The sequence below is a fragment of the Paenibacillus zeirhizosphaerae genome (assembly GCF_030705605.1).
In the GTDB taxonomy this organism is placed as follows: Bacteria; Bacillota; Bacilli; order Paenibacillales; family Paenibacillaceae; genus Paenibacillus; species Paenibacillus zeirhizosphaerae.
This window is the reverse complement of record NZ_JAPCKK010000031.1, coordinates 150,099-167,918: the sequence shown is the minus strand read 5'-3', so window position 1 is coordinate 167,918 and position 17,820 is coordinate 150,099. Positions and strand designations below refer to the sequence as shown.

Sequence of the window (17,820 nt, the reverse complement as noted above, 5' to 3'; positions counted from 1 at the left end):
TTAAGGGAGGATACTATGAAATGGTACAAAGAGAAAAAGACACCGTTAGAATATGATGGGGTTATTCAGAATGATAGCGGTGATTTTTCAATAAGAACATTATCTACTGACAGTCAGCCAGATATAACTAAACTTGAAAAGGACTTAGTTTTACAGTGGATTTTAACTCCTTTTCTCATTAAAGAAGATGTTCAGTATCATTTCATAGGTGAAACAAAGGATTACGCTATCGGTAACGTAGCCTCTTTTTTTGAAACAGCTAAAGGTGTGTACATAAATGGTGAACTTATCGAAATTAGGGTTTCCGACCTGAAGAATGATATCTTTACTATACTTCAAAATAAGGCATCAGACTTTAATCCAGTGGTTAAAGATATTTATATGCGAGATGAAATATCTCTTTCACGAGGAGCTTTAAACGTAAAGGATTATGAGATTATCATGCCAGCATTTCGTGAAATGAACACCGAAAAAGATAGTGAGATTGACGGGTCGTTATGGGATTTTCTTGTTAAAAATTCAAGTAATAATGACCAATCAATCATCATTTTCCCTTATAACTGGCTGTTTAGCGATGAACTTCTTGAATCTCCGGTATTAAATTATTTTTCGAATTTTTCCACTGGTATTATTTTAACTGTAAACATAAACACCCAGCATGTAAGGGCAATTGAATTAGTGAAATAAAGGCTTAGAGTCGTCTAATAAGGCGGCTCTTTTGCGTGCGACGAGCAGTCGTAACTTTAGCGAAATTAATCGTTATAAACAATCCGTTGATAGCGGCTGCCACGTTACTGCAGGTAAAAACGAGCCGAGAGCTTGGAAAGATGTTTTTCCGGAGGGTGAAAGTTTCTCCTCAAGCGCTCTGGTGCGACTTGAGAAGCCTAATCTAAGGCGTAGGGCACGTGGATCGGCTCGATAAGGGGGAAGCCATGAGAGTGGTTTCCCTACTTTATTATGCTCGAAATGAACCTGTTAACCTTTTGAGGCACAAGAAAAGTTAAAAATTTATAAAAAAGGTTGTATAGCTGTAAAGACCGTGCACCAGGCCGGTGCTAAGATATAAAAGAAATATGTAAGCGTTATCTTTTCCGAATGAGCTACACTTTGCTATTCAGGTCCATTATCGAGAAAGGGGAGTTCCTCATGAAAAAAGGAGCTGTTGCGCTGCTCGTGCTCCTGCTTGCTGTGGTATGCTCTGCCTGCAATCTGGCGGAAAGCAGTGCGGGGGATAAAGAAAAAGGCTACATCGGCATCGCGATGCCGACCAAATCCTCGGAACGCTGGGTAGGGGACGGTGAAAACATGGTGCGCCTGTTCCAGGAGCAGGGGTACAAAACCGATCTGCAATATGCCGAGGACGTCGTCGAGAACCAAATCGCCCAGATCGAGAATATGATCACCAAGGGTGTAGATGTCATTGTGATTGCCTCTATTGACGGCAATACGCTGACAGATGTGATCAAGAAGGCGCATGATCAGGGAATCTCGGTCATTTCCTATGACCGGCTCATCCGCAATACCGAATATTTGACCTACTATGCGACATTCGACAATTTTAAGGTAGGGCAGCTCCAGGGCTCCTATATCGAGGAGAAGCTCGGGCTGAAGGAAGGCAAGGGCCCCTTCAACATTGAATTGTTCGGCGGTTCGCCGGATGACAATAATGCCTACTTCTTCTTTGACGGTGCCATGTCTGTGCTACAGCCCTACATCGATTCAGGCAAGCTGGTTGTGAGAAGCAAGCAGACGACGATGGCACAGATCGCGACGCTTCGCTGGGACGGTGCGCTGGCTCAGTCCCGGATGGATAATTTGCTCAGTGCATACTACTCGTCAGAGCATCTGGACGCGGTATTGTCTCCCTATGACGGCATCAGCATCGGGATCATTTCATCCTTGAAGGGCATCGGCTATGGCACGGAAAGCAAGCCGCTGCCGGTTATCACCGGGCAGGATGCGGAGCTGGCGTCGATCAAGTCGATTGTGGCTGGCGAGCAAACGATGACGGTGTTTAAGGATACGCGGGAGCTGGCTGCGCAAACGGTGAAAATGGCCAACAGCATTCTGCAGGGTGAAAAAGCGGAGGTTAACGATACAACATCCTATGACAACGGATTAATGGTCGTACCTGCCTACCTGCTTGATCCGGTCTCAGTCGACATGACGAACGTGGAAGAGGATATTGTCGGGACCGGTTACTACACAGCAGAGGAAATTGGGCTGTAGCGGCCGGGGAACGGCGCATCACAAATCGGTTCATGAAGGGAGCGAAGACGGATGTCCGGAACGATTCTGGAAATGAGAAACATTACGAAGACCTTTCCCGGCGTAAAGGCGCTGGAACATGTACACCTGAAGATTAAAGCGGGGGAAATTCACTCCCTCTGCGGAGAGAACGGGGCGGGGAAATCGACGCTAATGAAGGTGCTGAGCGGTGTGTATCCCCATGGAACGTATGAGGGCGACATTTTGTTCGAAGGCAAGGTATGCGAATTCAAAAATATCAAGGAAAGTGAAGAGCTTGGCATCGTCATTATCCACCAGGAACTTGCGCTGATCCCTTATCTGTCGATTGCGGAGAATATTTTTCTCGGCAACGAGCGCGCCAGCAGCGGCATTATCAATTGGCATGAAACGCAAGTAAGGACCCAAGAGTTGCTAGCCAAGGTCGGCCTGAATGAGAATCCGAATACGTTGGTAGCCAATATCGGTGTCGGCAAACAGCAGTTGGTGGAAATTGCGAAAGCGCTGTCCAAAAAAGTCAAGCTGCTCATCCTGGATGAACCGACCGCCGCGCTAAATGAGGATGACAGTGAAAATCTGCTGAATCTGATGCTCGAATTCAAGAAGCAGGGCATCTCCTGCATCCTGATCTCGCACAAGCTGAACGAAGTGGCGAAGGTGTCTGATTCCATCACCATTCTGCGTGACGGCCAAACGATTGAGACGCTGGATATGAAGCAGGATGAGGTGACCGAAGACCGCATCATCAGCGGCATGGTGGGCCGGGATCTGACGCATCGTTATCCTGAGCGCGATCCGAAGATCGGGGATGTCATTTTGGAGATCAAGGACTGGACGGTGTATCACGAGCATCATGCGGACCGCAAGGTGCTGGACCGGGTGAACATGACCATCCGTAAGGGGGAAATCGTCGGAATTGCCGGGCTGATGGGGGCCGGGCGGACAGAGTTGGCCATGAGTATTTTCGGCAAAGCCTACGGCAGGAACATCAGCGGCAAGCTGCTTAAGGAAGGCAAGGAGATTCGTAATCATACGATTACCGAGGCCATCGATAACGGCTTTGCCTACGTGACCGAGGACCGGAAAGAGTACGGACTGATTCTAATGGATGACATCAAGCGTAATATTTCTCTAACTGGCCTTGCCAAGCTCACGAGCGGCATGGTGGTCAACGAGCGTGAAGAGGTGCTGGTGGCGGAGGATATGCGCACAAGAATGAACATCAAAGCGCCGAGCATTTTGCAGAAAACGGGCAATCTTAGCGGCGGCAATCAGCAGAAGGTCGTGCTGGGCAAATGGATTTATTCGGACCCGGATATTCTGATTCTGGATGAACCGACACGGGGCATTGACGTTGGGGCCAAATTCGAGATTTATACGATTATCCACAGGCTGGCCGCTGAGGGTAAAGGGGTACTGGTTATCTCCTCCGAGCTTCCTGAGGTGCTAGGTTTGTCTGACCGGATTTATGTCATGAACGCCGGGCGAATTACCGGTGAGGTCAGCCGGGAAGAGGCGTCGCAGGAAGTATTGATGAGATATATGACCAAGTCGGGAGGGGTATAAGCATGGAAACCATATCGAGAATGTTCAAAGGCAATATCCGTCAGTACGGCATGATTATCGCGCTTGTCGTCATTATGATCCTGTTTGAAATCCTGACGGGCGGCTTGCTGCTGCAGCCGATCAATATTACGAATCTTATTTTGCAAAACAGCTATATTCTCGTGCTCGCGATCGGCATGGTGCTTGTCATCATCACAGGGCACATCGACCTGTCGGTTGGCTCCATCGCCGCCTTTGTAGGCGCAATATCTGCCATCATGATGGTGGATATGCAGCTTCCGGCATGGCTGGCTGTTATCGCCTCGCTGATCCTTGGGGGACTGATTGGCGCATGGCAGGGCTTCTGGATCGCGTATGTGCGGATTCCCGCCTTTATCGTTACGCTGGCCGGCATGCTGCTGTTCCGCGGTTTGACGATGATCGTGCTGGAGGGGCAGTCCATCTCCCCATTCCCGGGCGGATTCCAGAAAATCAGCTCAGGCTTTATTCCGGGCTTCGGCGGTTCAGGCATGAATATCGTGGCGATTCTGGCCGGGATTGTGCTGACCATTTGGTACATCATCAACGAGCTGCGCGACCGCAGGGCACAGAGCAAGTACGGATTCGAGCTCTCCCCGCAAGGACTGTTCATTCTGAAGCTGGTGGTTGTTGCAGCTATTATCAACGCCTTTACGATTGTACTCGCCAGCTATTCCGGTATTCCTAACATCTTGGTGCTGCTCTTTATTCTGATTGTGGTGTACTCCTTTGTCATGAACCGGACGATTATGGGACGCCACATTTATGCGCTGGGCGGCAATGAGAAAGCGGCAGGATTATCCGGTGTCAAAACGAAAAAGGTCACCTTCTGGGTGTTTGTGAACATGGGTGTGCTATCCGCTGTCTCCGGTCTGATCTTCGCTGCCCGTCTGAATGCGGCAACACCGCGAGCAGGCACCAACTTCGAGCTTGACGCGATTGCGGCCTGCTTCATCGGCGGCGCATCCGCCGCGGGCGGCATCGGTACCGTGTTCGGAGCCATCATCGGCGGCTTGGTTATGGGTGTGCTCAACAACGGCATGTCCCTGATCGGTCTTGGCATCGACTGGCAGCAAGGCATTAAAGGACTTGTGCTGCTGCTGGCTGTGGCATTTGATATATACAACAAGAATAAAAGGGCTGTATAATCTTCCCGCTTGCTTCCACAGCACAAGCTCTGTTAGCGCAGCTTCAGGAGCGTCTGTGAAGCAATACCGAGCGCAAGGCTGTTGTGAAGATTGACAGCAGCTTGCTTGCGTAATGACAACACATGGCAACAACAAAACGGCAAGCCTGCACCCTTGAGGGGAACGGTCTTGCCGTTTGTTGTTTATCCATCCGTTTCCGCAGCATCAGCTCGGATTGGATTCCGTGAGCTGGGCCGTGAAGCGGACGAGCTGCTGCTTCCATTCCTCCAGCGTCAGCAGAGCGATGGAAATGCGCTGTTCCGTATTCGACTCGTGGGGCTGCTGGTGTACAGTCCATACTCCCGCTTGATCTGGCAAAATGTACAGGACGTCGGCTGCTTGAGGAGGTCCGCTGTTGTCCTGCACGATATAGCTGATCCGATGCAGCAGCCGGTCGTTAGCCAAGTAATCGCGGTACCAGTGTATGAGCAGATCCTTCTGGGAGGAGGGGATATCCCAGGTCAGGATATCGGTGGACTGGTCCCAATCCTCATCCGTCAATTTATTCCACAGTACGGGAGATAACAGTGTCGAACGATCATGCCGGACGAGAATTTCAGACCCGGCGCTGCTTAGCCGGAAAAAGGCTGTAAACCGATCGATCCAGTCCACAGGGGACGTCCAGCCGAGGAAATGAACCGCATTTTTTTTGGACAAGTGATATATGTGCTTTCCCTGTGATACGTGAACCATCAGGGTCTCCTCGTCCTCATTTTCCATAATCCCCAGCAATTTATGCTTGCTTTGAATCAGATGGCGAAGCATTTGCTCGATGTCTGGCATTAGTACATCCTTGTCCGCAGGATCATTTACAGGAAGAATAAAGCCCTTCGATATCAGACTGTGTCTGGCAGCCACAAACAGCAGTCTTTTCTGGCCCCCGGACATATTACCGTAGAAAGACTGCAGCAGATGCTCCGTTTGCTCATCTGCATCAAGCAGTGAAAAGGCCAAGGCAAGCTCTTCCAAAGAAAAAACGGATAAAGTATGATTCATGCAAAACTCCTTTAACTGTATACTGATGTATATAGATAGATTGTACACAATAGAGAGCTGTTTTCACATCTTGTTCAGGCTTATTGACGAAAAAATTCGGTTAACCCGTGCTGCTTGCTTCCTTCGCATGCCGGTATAAGTCTGCATAGTACCCGTTCAGGGCCATCAAAGTCTCATGCGTGCCCTGCTCAACAATCTGTCCGTCCTTCATGGCGATAATGCGGTCGGCATGCATCACCGTAGACAGGCGGTGGGCGATTACGATGGTGGTGCGTCCGGCGGAGACGGATTGCAGAGCCTGCTGTACCAGTTGCTCGGTGTGCGAATCCAGATTAGCTGTTGCCTCGTCCAGAATGAGAATTTTGGGTGCAAATACGACGATCCGGGCAAAAGATATAAGCTGCCTTTCCCCGGCGGATAGCCCGCTCCCGCGTTCGGACAGCAGGGTATCATAACCTGCCGAGAGACGCTCGATCATCGTATGGGCGCCGACGAAGCGGCAGGCCTCGATGACCCGTTCGCGGGAAATATCCTGCCGGAACAGCCTCACATTGTCGATGATGGAGCCGGAGAACAGGAATGGCTCTTGCTGGATTAAGCCGACAATGCGGTGCAGAATCTCCTGCGGAATGCTGCGGATATCGCGGTCGTCAACCCGAATGCAACCCTCAGTCACATCATAAAATCGGTTGAGCAGGCTGATCAGGGTGCTTTTACCGGCCCCTGTTGTGCCGACGACACCGAGCATTTGGCCAGGGGCGATATGGAGATTCAGATGGGTGATCACCGGCACATTCGGAATATAGCCGAAGCTGACATGTTCAAAATCGATTTGTCCCTTCACATCCTCTGGCTGCAGAGCGGCGGTGTTCTCCGGCCGGGGGTCGCGGACATCCGGCTCTGTCGATAAGATGCGCCAGATTCGTTCCATGGAAACTGTTGTGGATTGAAGCGTGTTCCACTGGGAGGTAATCTGGTTAATCGGCTGGAAGAACTGACGGATGTAGCTGATGAATGCATACAGTACGCCGAACTGGATGGTGTCATCCAGCACAGCTTTGCCGCCGAGCCAGACGATAAGCGCCAATGCAGTATTGCCGAGGATATCAAATGTTCTGTTAAATAGTACGTTAGAGCGGACCTGCCGGATGTTGGCGGCCAGATAATCCCGGTTCTGTTCATCAAAACGCCGGATTTGCTCCTTCTCCTGGCGGAAGGCCTGAATCAGGAACATGCCGGCCAGATTTTCGGCGGTGAAGGCGATCAGGCGGGACAGTCTGCTGCGGGCCTGCTGATAGGTTCTGCGCAGATAGGAGCGGAACGAAATGGCGATCACGCCGACAACGGGCAGAATCAGCACTGCGCACCAGGCAAGCATGGGGTCCAGCTTGAACATGAAATAGATAATGAGCACCAGCATCATACCGTCACGAATAATGCTTAGCAGCACCTGGGTGAAGAACTGGCTGATGGTTTCGGTGTCGCTGGAGACATTAGTGACCAGACTGCCGATGTGAAAGCGGTCGAAGAAGGACATGGATAAGCGGGAAATATGATTAAAGAGATCCTTGCGGATACGGGCAACCACACTTTGCCCCGCATATTGCAGCAGGTTGTTCTGTATATAAGTGAACGCAAGGCTAACGACTGCCAGTGCGAAATAAACAAGACTAATGCCGATAAGAAAGCCAGCATCGCTTCGTCCAGCCGCCAGATGATCATCAATGGCGATTTTTACGAGATACGGCTGCAGCAGGTCGGCGGAAATACCCAACAGCGAGCATAATGTAATGGCTGCGAAGGTCCAGGCATGCGGGCGGGCGTATCTTAAAATGGCGCGGAATGCACTGGCACGTCTGGCTATTGGTTTGCCGGGTTCATGTTCTGTGGATACGTTACTGGTCTGCGGCATCCTGTAATCCCTCCTCCTGCAGTTTGTGCATGGCTGCGTAAATGCCTTGCCGCGCAAGCAGCTCGGGGTGTGTTCCCGATTCCGCCAATTGGCCTTCCTCAAGCACGATAATCTGGTCCGCATGCATGACTGCACTAATGCGGTGCGAGACGATCAGCGTTGTTTTTCCTTTGCGCATGCTGCGCAGACTGGCGAGAATACCCTTCTCGGTTACGGCGTCCACGGCGCTCATGCTGTCATCGAGAATGAGCAGCGATGAGTTCTTGATCAGCCCGCGTGCGAGGCTGGTGCGTTGTCTCTGCCCACCGGACAGCGTGACGCCACGTTCGCCGAGCCGGGTATCGAATCGGTCGGGGAAGCGGATGATGTTGTCATAAATCATCGCCTGTCTGGCCCCGTCCTCGATGAGGAGCATCGGTGCTGCACGGTCGCTAAACGCAATGTTATCGCGGATGGTCGTGCTGAACAGAAAGCCGTCCTGAGGCACGTAGGCAATGGTGGAGCGCAGGCTGTCCAGCGAGTACGTATGGATGTCCCTGCCATTGATGCACATGCTTCCTTCAGGAGGGTCATATATACGGAGCAGCAGATGTATCAGCGTGCTCTTGCCGCTGCCGGTCTTGCCGACAATGCCCAGCGTCTGCCCTTCCCGGATGGACAGGTTCAGGTTCTTCAAGGCAGGCAGGCTGCTTCCGGGATAGGTGAAGGTCAGACCGCTTAACATGATATCGTGAACGGCTTCGAGCCTGGCAGGCTTTTCACTGTCGCGGACGTCGGGAACCTCCGCCATCAGCCTATTTACTCTTTCCAGAGAGGCTCCCGAGCGCTGCATCATGTTAATGACGTTGCCGATCTGCTGAAGCGGCCCTCCTATAATGCGCAAATAGAGGGTGAGGGCCACGAAGCTGCCGAGCGTAAGGCTGCCGTTCATGACCATGAAACCGCCGCTAAGAAGTGAAATGACGAGCGAGATGGAGCCCAGAAAAGGCAATAATGATTGAAACAGAGAGGACAAACGGACAAGCTTCAACTGTTTCTCTGTAATGCCGTCAACCGTGGCCCCGTATCGTGCGCGCGCAATTTCTTCGACGGCGAACGTTTTGGAGATTCGGATTCCGTTAAGCTGTTCCTCGGCCGCTTCGGTCATGGCCGCAATGGACTCCTGCACACGTCTGGAGCGTTCACGAATGCGCGGGCCGAAATAAACGACGAGAAAAGGGATCAGCAGCAGCGGTCCTGCGCTGACACAGATCAGCAGAGGGGGAATACCGCTAATCAGCATCATAACGATACAGGAGAGCAGCAGAAAAACGGCATTCGTCGTTTGGGTAATCCCGTTAGAAATGGCTTCCCGAACATAGGTCACGTCATTCAGGACATAGCTGAGCAGCTTGCCGTTCCCTTGCTTGGCATAATACTGTACCCCAAGCTCGGAAAATTTGCCGAATAATTTGTCACGAGTGAAAAACTCAAAACGTCTGCCCAGCTTCATAACGGTATACTGTCCAAGCGCGAACAAAGCATTGTAGGTTACGGCTACAGCCAGCACAAGCAGACTGTAGCGGATCACATCCTGCATCGTCAGCAGCCCCTGCTGGAGACGATCGGTAAAGTGTCCAAGCAGCAGCGGAAGCAGCGCCTGGTCGATATTGGAGGCGATGATGAGCAGAACGGCGATCGTGTATGCTGCCCAATGCTTTTTGACATAATCCTTGAGAAGTTCCTTATCATTCAATGGGATCGCTCCTTTCGGACGGGTGAACCGTCAGGCAAGAAAAGGGCAGGCGCTCCTTCTGACGCGCCGTGCCCTTTCAAGCGATGATTTTTCGTTCTGTATACCATTACATATTCTTGCGAAAAAGACCGAACTTGTCAACGCTTGCGTGTATCCTTTACCATGTTATGAACGTATAGACTAGAATAGATTATTTACTCCGAAAGAGGGATTGAACATATGGGACAGCAGAGCGGTGTGCCGGAGAGCAGGGAATATCTGCGGGATGAAATCAGGAAGATCGAGCAGTGGGAGAAGGAGCAGAAGGATGTATTCTTTTGGGAAAAAATCGGCCGTATTCCCTTCATGCTGCTGGATAAAATTACACCCAAGGTGATCAAGGACAAAATTGGCACAGCCTTGAACGAGCTCGGCGGCTTCGTGCAGAGTGGCGGCCAGTATCTTGTGAAGGAGAGCACGGTTCTTAAACGGCTGCAGAAGGCAGCCGGGGAGGAAGAATCACTGACGCTGGCGCAGGTCTCTACGCTTCCGGTAGCTGTCATGGACCAGACTGCGGATGATCTGGCTGCCGGGCGGATCACCTTGGCTACAGCCCAGGGAGCAACAACGGGGTTTGGAGGCTTTTTTACACTGGCAGCGGATATTCCGCTTGTGCTCGGATTGTCGCTTAAGGTGCTGCAGGAGATGGCCATATGTTACGGCTTTGATCCGAAAGACAAACGCGAGCGTGTGTTTATTATTAAATGTCTTCAGTTTGCTTCTTCCGACATTGTCGGCAAGAAGGCAGTGCTGGAGGAACTGGCCAGATATGACGCGCCACGGGATGGCGAGGATCAGGTGGCTGCGCAAATTCAGGGCTGGCGCGAGGTCCTGAACACCTACAGGGATAATTTCGGTTGGAAAAAGCTATTTCAGCTCGTGCCTGTGGCCGGAATGCTGTTCGGTTCGCTGATTAACCGCAGCGCTATCGGTGATGTGGCGGAGGCAGGCAAGATGTTGTATAAAAAGCGGCGCATTCTGCAGAGGCTTGCTGAGGAGGAGGGCGCAGCCGCTGACTCAAATTAGCACAAAGGCAAAGAACAGCGGAAAAATCACCCTGTCCTTTGCCTTTTTTGTACAAGCAGGAACGCGTAAGGCCCCTGCGATTTCTTATGCTTTTCTTACGAGGAGTATGCACGCAGCAGCGGAGGGGACGAAGCAATTCCGGAAAAGCGAAGCGTTCGCCTTTGACACGAAGGGTCAACAGCGATTGTAGGAATGCTTCGTTCCCGGAGCGGACTCTGAAACACGTAGAGGAACGCTCCAGGAAACGGTGTGTGCTTATACTTCCGCTCCGTTTTCTTCGGCCCAGCGGTTCAATTGCTTGTCAGAAGGCAGCAGGAAGCTTAACACACCGAGCAGCGGCAGGAATCCGCACAGCACCATCACTTTTTCAATCCCCACCTTGTCGATCCAGTTTCCGAGCACGAGTGCGCCGACACCTCCAAGGCCGAAGGCGAGACCCGTAATCAGGCCGGAAATGGTGCCGATTCTGCCCGGAATCAGCATTTGGGCATATACCACCGTCACGGAGAAGCTTGACAGCATGATGAAGCCGATCAGCGCCAGCAGTACGCCGGTCCAGAACAGATTGGCATACGGCAGCAGCAGCGCCAGTGGAGCGGAGAGCGCCATCGACAGAAAAATCATGTTCCGTTTGCCGAAGCGGTCTGCCAGGGGACCTCCGAAGAAAGTACCCAGCGCACCTGCGCCGAGAAATAGGAAGATGTAGACCATGGCCGTCTCCAGTGGTAAATTGAACACCTGAATCAAATAAAAGGAATAGTAGCTTCCGATCGAAGCATTATACCATGAGCGGACAAACACAAGAACAATGAGCACCACGAGGGCGAATATAATACGGTTCTTGACGTCCGGTTTGAGTCGGCGTGCCTTCGTTGTCTTGCGTTGGTACAGCTCCGTTCGCAGCATCTGTCCGTACCAGCGGGCGATGAAGACCTGTACCAGGATGCCAGCGCCTGCGACCACTGTGAACCAGATGGCTCCGAATTGGCCCAAGGGGACGAACACAAGGCTCGTCAGCAGCGGGGCCAGCGACTGGCCGGCATTGCCGCCTACCTGAAAGATGGACTGAGCGAGTCCCCGCCGGGAGCCGGCAGCCATATGGGAGACACGCGAGCCTTCCGGGTGAAATGCGGCGGAGCCTAGTCCAACGAAGACGACTGCGAGCAGAACTGCTGCATAATCCTGCGCCAAGGCGAGAAGCAGCATTCCCGTGAGGGTAAAGCCCATGCCAATAGGCAGCAGGGAAGGAGTGGGCCTTCTGTCTGAGAACATGCCGACAACGGGTTGCATGATGGATGCCGTAAAGTTAATGGCGAAGGAAATCCACCCGAGCTGGGTGTAGGTGAGCTGCATCGAATCCATCAGGATCGGAAAGATCGCCGGGATGACCGACTGAATGGTATCGTTGAACAGGTGCACAAGGCTAATGGCAAGCAGAACAGCGAATACCGTCGCCTTCGGCTCCTGGCCGGGAATGGGCAGCGGACGGCCAGAGGCGCTTTTCGCAGCGTTTTTTATGGACATGATTACCTCCGTTTGTAACAGCAGCAAGAGTAGTGCTGATATGTATTTTTTAAAATATAACGCAGTCATGTCATCCCGGCAACCCTTATAAAGTGAGGAATCGCAGGAAGCTCCTTTGGACTAGAAGTTCTGTTGGTTGTTTGAGGGGAGAAACAGGCACGGAGCGTCTCGGAACAGGAAAAGGGGAGCTCCAGGTCAAAGAACCTTTGGAATCTCCCCTGCTGATTAGCGGTTGTCCACTTTTTCCGGATACAGATCGTGGTTGAACAGCCGTTGCTGCGCCATTTCCTCGTACTTGGTACCGGGACGCCCGTAGTTGCAGTACGGATCGATGGAAATGCCGCCACGCGGCGTGAATTTTCCCCATACCTCAATATAGCGGGGGTCCATCAGCTTAATCAGGTCGTTCATCATAATATTAACGCAGTCCTCGTGAAAGTCTCCGTGGTTGCGGAAGCTGAACAGGTACAGCTTCAGAGATTTGCTTTCCACCATCTTAATATCCGGAATATAGCTAATATAGATGGTCGCAAAATCCGGCTGGCCGGTAATCGGGCACAGACTTGTAAATTCGGGACAGTTAAATTTCACAAAATAATCGCGGTAAGGATGCTTGTTGTCGAAGCTTTCCAGGATGTCAGGATCGTATTCGAACTTGTATGTGGTCCCCTGATTGCCCAGGAGCGTAATGTCCTGCATTTCCTCTCGTTCTCTGCCTGCCATATTAAATCTCCTTTAATAACAAAATGATATATATTGACGCTAAACTCCTCTTTTATTGCCCCAGACCAAGGTGTGAAGCTGCGGAAGCACACGAACGTCATTCAGTCGGTGGTCTTCCATGACAAGGTTAATCAGCCATTCATAACGGGCCAGCAGTGAGGCTGCCTGGCCTGCCGTATCGAGTGAATGTACATCAGGATTGCCCGTTTGCAGATAAAATTCCTGATCAGGATAACGCTGATGAAGCGAGCGGGCATAATCCAGATCGGCTTCGTCGAAAATAACGACCTTCAGGCTGACGGCATAGGCCTGCGAGCGACCGGAGAGACGGCGAATCATATCATCCAGCGCATCCCAATCAGTGCTCATGCCTGAGCTTGGCGGCTTTGGGGAAATCGTGACTTCATCGATGTCCAGTAGCCAATTCTGCCAACGTGAACCTTGCGTCTCTACGGCGGTCGTTACTCCTTTGCCGCGCAGCAGCTCTATCAGCGAGGCAAGCTGGGGCAGAAGCGCCGGATTGCCGCCGGAAAGGGTAACATGTGAGAAGCGCTCGCCGCCAAGACTGTACAGCTCCTGCCAGATCTCTTCCGCGCTCAGGCGGCGAATCTGGTCTTTCGCGCTGCCATCCCAGGTGAAGGCGGAGTCGCACCAGGAACACCGATAATCGCAGCCCGCGGTGCGGACGAACATCGTTTTACGTCCGATCACCATACCTTCGCCCTGCACGGTGGGACCGAAAATTTCCAGAACGGGGATGGCCGCAGCGGTTTGGGGTGCAAGGCTACTCATCCAGCATCCACTCCCGTCTGGCTTCCGCGTAGCTGGTCGGCGTCTCATACAGCCGGACGAATTCGGTACGCCCACCTCGTATGCGCTCGCTGTATTCGGGAGAAGACAGGGCGGTATCCATCCGCTCGAACAGCCATACAACCATATTTTCCGCCGTTGTGTTCATCGGAGGCAGCGCTTCGTTTAAATATTGGTGGTCAAGATAAATTTCGATCCGTTCCTTCCAGATGCTTTTAAGGTCTGCGAAGTCCATCGTCAATCCCGTGTCGCCCGTATACCCGCTTACTCCGAACACAACCTTGTAGGTATGACCATGCAGGTTTTTGCATTTTCCTTCATAACAGTGCAGGTGGTGGGCCGCATCAAAAGTGAATTCTTTGCTGACCATGACGCGTTTATGGTGATAACGGAGCTGTTCTTGCTGGATGTCCTCACCTATCTTTTGCAGCTTGTCGACAATGCGGAAGGTGCCGGGCTCATGCATGAGTATGGTCTCCCTCGCCGTAAGCTGCCCGTTCGTTCAGATACTGCTCCAGACCGGCTCTGCGCAGCTTGCATGCAGGACATTCTCCGCAGCCATCCCCTTGAATTCCGTTATAACAGGTGAGCGTGCGGGACCGGACAAAATCAAAGGCCCCCAGTTCATCAGCCATGCGCCACGTTTCGGCCTTGTTCAGCCACATTAGCGGGGTATGAAGGACAAACTGGTAGTCCATCGATAAATTCAGCGTCACATTCAGCGATTTGATGAAAATGTCCCGACAATCGGGATAACCGCTGAAATCGGTCTCGCAGACACCCGTAATCAAATGACGAGCGCCCTTCTGCTTGGCCAGGATGGCGGCGAAGCTGAGGAATAACAGATTGCGTCCATCCACAAATGTACTTGGCAGCGCTCCATCTTCCTGAGTAATCCCGATATCGGTCCGCGTCAGCGCATTCGGAGCAAGCTGGTTCAGCAGGCTCATATCCAGTACGGTCTGAGGAACATTCAAATCGCGGGCTATACCGGCCGCTACCTCAATTTCCAGCTTGTGGCGCTGGCCGTAGTCAAACGTAACGGTTTCCACTTCGGCAAATTGCTCTTTTGCCCAAAACAGACAAGTCGTGCTGTCCTGACCACCGCTGAAAACAACAACAGCTTTTTCATTTTTAAGCATATAAAAACCTCTCCATCTTCTTGAATTTGTGCAGAGCCGCCGGCTCCGCCTCGGGAAGAAAGAGAGTTCTTGAACTAACACCAACAAAAAACAGGCCTTGCCGGCATGACGCATCATCCGGGACAAAGCAATCTTAGTTTTTTATAGAGGGAGTTCGCGAACCTCTCCCATGCAGCAGCATGGATTCTCTTCAATTCTGGTTCTAAAGGGCACAGGGGCTATTATATCATGAACGCACTATTTGTTGAACAAACGCTTTTGTAAAAGATGCAGTCCTATTTGATGAAAACTCCGCCGAACGGAAGCGCCTCCCGCAGAAAACGTTTGATCACACTCTCGTCGTCCAGGTCCTGCGCCAACCGCCGGTTGTATTCACCTGCCTGAAACAGCACGGTGCCACGACCGGTCATTTTAAAATGATAGTTCATATGCTGGCTGGCCAGATTGTTGCCGTAGACGGTCAGCTCCAGAGATGCACTCTCGGGATAAGCGATTACGCTGCGCGCATCGATATAAATCGGCTCGGTAGGGTGCAGAGCCTCCTGGCAGACCACGCCCTGTGTCAATAAACCGATTTGCCCGCTTCCTTCGAATTTGATTTTTACGGCATCGCGGGTGAATAACATGTTTTTCATGCTTAGTACCTTTGCCCGCATGCGAATCCCGCTGGTATAACAAAAGAGATGCTTGAAATCATACAGCAGGTCGCTTCCGTCTGCCAGAGTGACCATTTTAAGGCTGAAGCCGGGAGGGAGTGCTGCAGTGAAACGGCATGGTCCCGCGAAGTCGCCTTGTATCAGCTTGCGCTTGCGATAAATTCCCTTGATATTCATCAGTTTGTCGGAACGGCCGCTGCTTGGGCCGCGATAAGCAATAATCTGCTGTGGATGCAGGACATGAACGACCTCCTGTTCCTCCAGTGTAAAGGTCACTGCATTGCCTGAGGAGCCGCCGTGCTGGTGCTCACCATCCGTAAATTTCATGATCTGCACATCCTTCCGTGCTGTTATAGTCGATCAGACCTCCGCTTCATTAAATATCGCATCAGCCTGATCAACACAAAATAGCCGATCAGCAGTCCAAGTGAAGTCCAGAATATGATTTTATTCCGGTGCAGAGCCGCCGCCCGCCGCTGCTGCTGCCTCGTTAATTCAGTTACCGTTTCAGTCAGCTTGCGGTTTTGCTCCAGGAGTTGGGCGTTCTGCTCCTGATAAGACTTTAGATTTTCCTGGGCCTGCTGTAACTGTTCCTGGGTCTGCTGGTAGCTTTCATGTAGTTGATTTACTTCTTCAGGCAGATTCGAATAGCGTTCCCATCCTTCTAGAATATCGTTCCAATTCGTAGCCTGCACACTGTCCGGAAAGGAGAGCTGGACACTAGCCAACAGAGCCGCTGCAAGGACGAATGGCGCAAGCCTGCACTTGACGGAGATTTTCATCCAGATCCCCCCTGTATACGTTTGTTGAATCATGAGTTAACTTCAAAAAATGATCTCGTAACGGTTTAAGTGTACCTTAAACTGGGTATATGAAGAAAGTGGCGTTACATGTCATCTGTTTTGGTGAGCCTTCTCATCCCGAGGGTCTCGATTACACATTGAAGCATAAGGAGAAAAGACAATGAATGATACAGAGAAAGGATTCAAAACGATTATGATTACAGTGAATGGAAAACCGATAAATAAAGAGCTTGTTATCGACAGCGTGACGTACGCACCGATTCAGAAGAAAGCAGTAACAAGGGACAATTGAGTTGTTCGTCCTCCTCAATACGGCCCCTTTTTTTGCGATTATAGAATGTATAATTTTTCAGCGAGGCTGAATAATTCTATAATCGCAAGGAAAACTACCGCAGAAGCGGTCTATCCTCTCTGAATGTTATGACGATAGGCGTTTTCCTTATAAAAAAGCAGTCCGCGTATGCGGGCTGCTTTTTTTCGTTATTATGCACTTTTTTTCGTAAATCCTTAGATGTTTTTACATAATTGTCTACTTTTCGATTAAAAAACTGGTGTTTTTTTCATGAAACATATGTTCCCTGACAATATAATGTCGAGGTCCCCTGATAACGTAAGAGATGATTTACAGATTGGGGGGACAATGGAAATGAATTCTACTATCAACGTGAATTACACATGGGAAAAAGAGGCCGTTTTGGCGAACGGTGCTGATCAAGGACACTTGCTTGTAGAATGGAGTTGCGGAACGATTTCCAGAAGAAAAGTGGCTGTTAAGCCCAAGCTGATCGGGTTTGATCTGCAGTTGCGTATTATACCGGAGAGTGGAGTAAAGGTGATACATAAAAACGGCCCCAGAATCAATACGAGAAAGACTGATTATGAGCAAGAAACCGTGCTCTATTGTGGTCACATGTTTAACGGCCAGCAGAAGCACGCCATTTTTATGTTTTCCTTTGACAAGCATGTAAGCGGAAAACAGCCCGTCGCGACCATGGAATGGAGTTGGCATAAACCCTTGGCGGAGAAGCGTACGGTGATCCGTTCAGAACGCATCTATATCCAGTTTACCTATCATCTGGGCCTTCTTCAGCTTCCCGCAGATCCGAGAGTGGAGAAATTTGTGAAATTAGACGAGTCGTCATTTATATTAAAGAAAGCTCTGCGCGCTTACGAAAAAGGTAAACGTGATGAAGGGAGCTGGAAGCTGCGCAGACATGCCGATGAGCTTCTTTTGATGGCCGCCAGAACGGATGATTTGGAGTATCTGCAGGAAGCCGAAATGTTCTTAGGGTTACAGCAGCAATGGGATAAAACCTACAGAACGGAATTTTGCTATAGTTCTTGAGTCATTGTTTTGGTGTAAAATTTTGGTCGAAAAAGGCAATAGAAATGCCGCTACAGTTGTAGAAAAACTACATAATGATTGTTTGAAAGGA

At 51.0% G+C, this 17,820-nt stretch carries 17 protein-coding genes and 1 riboswitch; of the genes, 7 read left to right on the top strand and 10 right to left on the bottom strand.

All coding sequences use genetic code 11. The features are described 5' to 3' along the window. The first annotated feature begins 15 nt into the window (after window positions 1-15). The 4 genes from OIN60_RS19995 (at window position 16) to mmsB (ending at window position 4,979) form a co-directional block, all read left to right on the top strand. On the top strand, window positions 16-687 hold the full coding sequence (locus OIN60_RS19995; RefSeq protein ID WP_305756636.1) for a hypothetical protein: 672 nt from the start codon (window positions 16-18) through the stop codon (window positions 685-687). A gap of 459 nt (window positions 688-1,146) precedes the next feature. After that, window positions 1,147-2,229, top strand: coding sequence for a multiple monosaccharide ABC transporter substrate-binding protein (gene chvE, locus OIN60_RS19990; RefSeq protein WP_305756635.1), 1,083 nt, complete (start codon window positions 1,147-1,149; stop codon window positions 2,227-2,229). A 51-nt stretch (window positions 2,230-2,280) separates the two neighbouring features. Beyond that, window positions 2,281-3,813, top strand: a complete 1,533-nt coding sequence (mmsA, locus tag OIN60_RS19985; RefSeq protein ID WP_305756634.1) for a multiple monosaccharide ABC transporter ATP-binding protein — start codon at window positions 2,281-2,283, stop codon at window positions 3,811-3,813. Window positions 3,814-3,815: 2 nt separating this feature from the next. Further along, window positions 3,816-4,979 carry a multiple monosaccharide ABC transporter permease gene (gene mmsB, locus OIN60_RS19980; protein ID WP_305756633.1) on the top strand — a complete coding sequence of 388 codons (1,164 nt, stop codon included), beginning with the start codon at window positions 3,816-3,818 and terminating at the stop codon, window positions 4,977-4,979. 204 nt (window positions 4,980-5,183) lie between these two features. Here mmsB and OIN60_RS19975 read toward each other — a convergent pair whose 3' ends face one another. The 3 genes from OIN60_RS19975 to OIN60_RS19965 form a co-directional block, all read right to left on the bottom strand. Continuing rightward, window positions 5,184-6,014: a YfjC family protein gene (locus OIN60_RS19975; RefSeq protein WP_305756632.1), complete on the bottom strand. Its 831-nt coding sequence runs from the start codon at window positions 6,012-6,014 to the stop codon at window positions 5,184-5,186. A 100-nt stretch (window positions 6,015-6,114) separates the two neighbouring features. After that, a complete protein-coding gene (locus OIN60_RS19970) occupies window positions 6,115-7,926 on the bottom strand; it encodes an ABC transporter ATP-binding protein (RefSeq protein WP_305756631.1) in 1,812 nt (603 codons plus the stop codon). Beyond that, window positions 7,910-9,661 (bottom strand): ABC transporter ATP-binding protein, encoded by a 1,752-nt coding sequence (locus OIN60_RS19965; protein ID WP_305756630.1) that lies wholly within the window; start codon window positions 9,659-9,661, stop codon window positions 7,910-7,912. Before OIN60_RS19965 ends, OIN60_RS19970 begins: the two co-directional genes overlap by 17 nt. A gap of 219 nt (window positions 9,662-9,880) precedes the next feature. On the opposite strand from OIN60_RS19965, the gene OIN60_RS19960 reads away from it, so the two are divergent. After that, window positions 9,881-10,726, top strand: a complete 846-nt coding sequence (locus OIN60_RS19960) for an EcsC family protein (RefSeq protein WP_305756629.1) — start codon at window positions 9,881-9,883, stop codon at window positions 10,724-10,726. 255 nt (window positions 10,727-10,981) lie between these two features. Here OIN60_RS19960 and OIN60_RS19955 read toward each other — a convergent pair whose 3' ends face one another. The 7 genes from OIN60_RS19955 to OIN60_RS19925 all read right to left on the bottom strand — a co-directional run bounded on the left by OIN60_RS19955 (window position 10,982) and on the right by OIN60_RS19925 (window position 16,363). Next, a complete protein-coding gene (locus OIN60_RS19955) occupies window positions 10,982-12,250 on the bottom strand; it encodes an MFS transporter (RefSeq protein ID WP_305756628.1) in 1,269 nt (422 codons plus the stop codon). A 225-nt stretch (window positions 12,251-12,475) separates the two neighbouring features. Further along, on the bottom strand, window positions 12,476-12,973 hold the full coding sequence (gene queF, locus OIN60_RS19950) for a preQ(1) synthase (RefSeq protein ID WP_305756627.1): 498 nt from the start codon (window positions 12,971-12,973) through the stop codon (window positions 12,476-12,478). A gap of 39 nt (window positions 12,974-13,012) precedes the next feature. Then, entirely contained in the window at window positions 13,013-13,765 is a 753-nt protein-coding gene (gene queE / locus OIN60_RS19945) for a 7-carboxy-7-deazaguanine synthase QueE (RefSeq protein ID WP_305756626.1), read from the bottom strand. Then, window positions 13,758-14,249 (bottom strand): 6-carboxytetrahydropterin synthase QueD, encoded by a 492-nt coding sequence (queD, locus tag OIN60_RS19940; RefSeq protein WP_305756625.1) that lies wholly within the window; start codon window positions 14,247-14,249, stop codon window positions 13,758-13,760. The genes queE and queD overlap by 8 nt, the downstream gene beginning before the upstream one ends. After that, entirely contained in the window at window positions 14,242-14,925 is a 684-nt protein-coding gene (gene queC / locus OIN60_RS19935; protein WP_305756624.1) for a 7-cyano-7-deazaguanine synthase QueC, read from the bottom strand. The genes queD and queC overlap by 8 nt, the downstream gene beginning before the upstream one ends. 132 nt (window positions 14,926-15,057) lie before the next feature. Next, window positions 15,058-15,096, bottom strand: a riboswitch (PreQ1 riboswitch). 104 nt (window positions 15,097-15,200) lie between these two features. Further along, window positions 15,201-15,908: an AIM24 family protein gene (locus OIN60_RS19930; RefSeq protein WP_305756623.1), complete on the bottom strand. Its 708-nt coding sequence runs from the start codon at window positions 15,906-15,908 to the stop codon at window positions 15,201-15,203. Window positions 15,909-15,931: 23 nt separating this feature from the next. Continuing rightward, window positions 15,932-16,363 carry a hypothetical protein gene (locus OIN60_RS19925; RefSeq protein WP_305756622.1) on the bottom strand — a complete coding sequence of 144 codons (432 nt, stop codon included), beginning with the start codon at window positions 16,361-16,363 and terminating at the stop codon, window positions 15,932-15,934. A gap of 181 nt (window positions 16,364-16,544) precedes the next feature. On the opposite strand from OIN60_RS19925, the gene OIN60_RS19920 reads away from it, so the two are divergent. Together OIN60_RS19920 and OIN60_RS19915 are read left to right on the top strand one after the other, a co-directional pair. After that, the gene (locus OIN60_RS19920) at window positions 16,545-16,676 is read left to right on the top strand and encodes a hypothetical protein (RefSeq protein WP_305756621.1); all 132 of its coding nucleotides are present in this window, start codon (window positions 16,545-16,547) and stop codon (window positions 16,674-16,676) included. Window positions 16,677-17,030: 354 nt separating this feature from the next. Then, a complete protein-coding gene (locus tag OIN60_RS19915; protein WP_305756620.1) occupies window positions 17,031-17,729 on the top strand; it encodes a hypothetical protein in 699 nt (232 codons plus the stop codon). The last annotated feature ends 91 nt before the right edge of the window (window positions 17,730-17,820 follow it).

Bases quoted from the DNA above. Each gene is read 5' to 3' on its own strand.
- OIN60_RS19995 (WP_305756636.1), top strand. From the start codon at position 16: ATGAAATGGTACAAAGAGAAAAAGACACCGTTAGAATATGATGGGGTT.
- chvE (WP_305756635.1), top strand. From the start codon at position 1,147: ATGAAAAAAGGAGCTGTTGCGCTGCTCGTGCTCCTGCTTGCTGTGGTA.
- mmsA (WP_305756634.1), top strand. From the start codon at position 2,281: ATGTCCGGAACGATTCTGGAAATGAGAAACATTACGAAGACCTTTCCC.
- mmsB (WP_305756633.1), top strand. From the start codon at position 3,816: ATGGAAACCATATCGAGAATGTTCAAAGGCAATATCCGTCAGTACGGC.
- OIN60_RS19975 (WP_305756632.1), bottom strand. From the start codon at position 6,014: ATGAATCATACTTTATCCGTTTTTTCTTTGGAAGAGCTTGCCTTGGCC.
- OIN60_RS19970 (WP_305756631.1), bottom strand. From the start codon at position 7,926: ATGCCGCAGACCAGTAACGTATCCACAGAACATGAACCCGGCAAACCA.
- OIN60_RS19960 (WP_305756629.1), top strand. From the start codon at position 9,881: ATGGGACAGCAGAGCGGTGTGCCGGAGAGCAGGGAATATCTGCGGGAT.
- OIN60_RS19955 (WP_305756628.1), bottom strand. From the start codon at position 12,250: ATGTCCATAAAAAACGCTGCGAAAAGCGCCTCTGGCCGTCCGCTGCCC.
- queF (WP_305756627.1), bottom strand. From the start codon at position 12,973: ATGGCAGGCAGAGAACGAGAGGAAATGCAGGACATTACGCTCCTGGGC.
- queE (WP_305756626.1), bottom strand. From the start codon at position 13,765: ATGAGTAGCCTTGCACCCCAAACCGCTGCGGCCATCCCCGTTCTGGAA.
- queD (WP_305756625.1), bottom strand. From the start codon at position 14,249: ATGCATGAGCCCGGCACCTTCCGCATTGTCGACAAGCTGCAAAAGATA.
- queC (WP_305756624.1), bottom strand. From the start codon at position 14,925: ATGCTTAAAAATGAAAAAGCTGTTGTTGTTTTCAGCGGTGGTCAGGAC.
- OIN60_RS19930 (WP_305756623.1), bottom strand. From the start codon at position 15,908: ATGAAATTTACGGATGGTGAGCACCAGCACGGCGGCTCCTCAGGCAAT.
- OIN60_RS19925 (WP_305756622.1), bottom strand. From the start codon at position 16,363: ATGAAAATCTCCGTCAAGTGCAGGCTTGCGCCATTCGTCCTTGCAGCG.
- OIN60_RS19920 (WP_305756621.1), top strand. From the start codon at position 16,545: ATGAATGATACAGAGAAAGGATTCAAAACGATTATGATTACAGTGAAT.
- OIN60_RS19915 (WP_305756620.1), top strand. From the start codon at position 17,031: ATGAATTCTACTATCAACGTGAATTACACATGGGAAAAAGAGGCCGTT.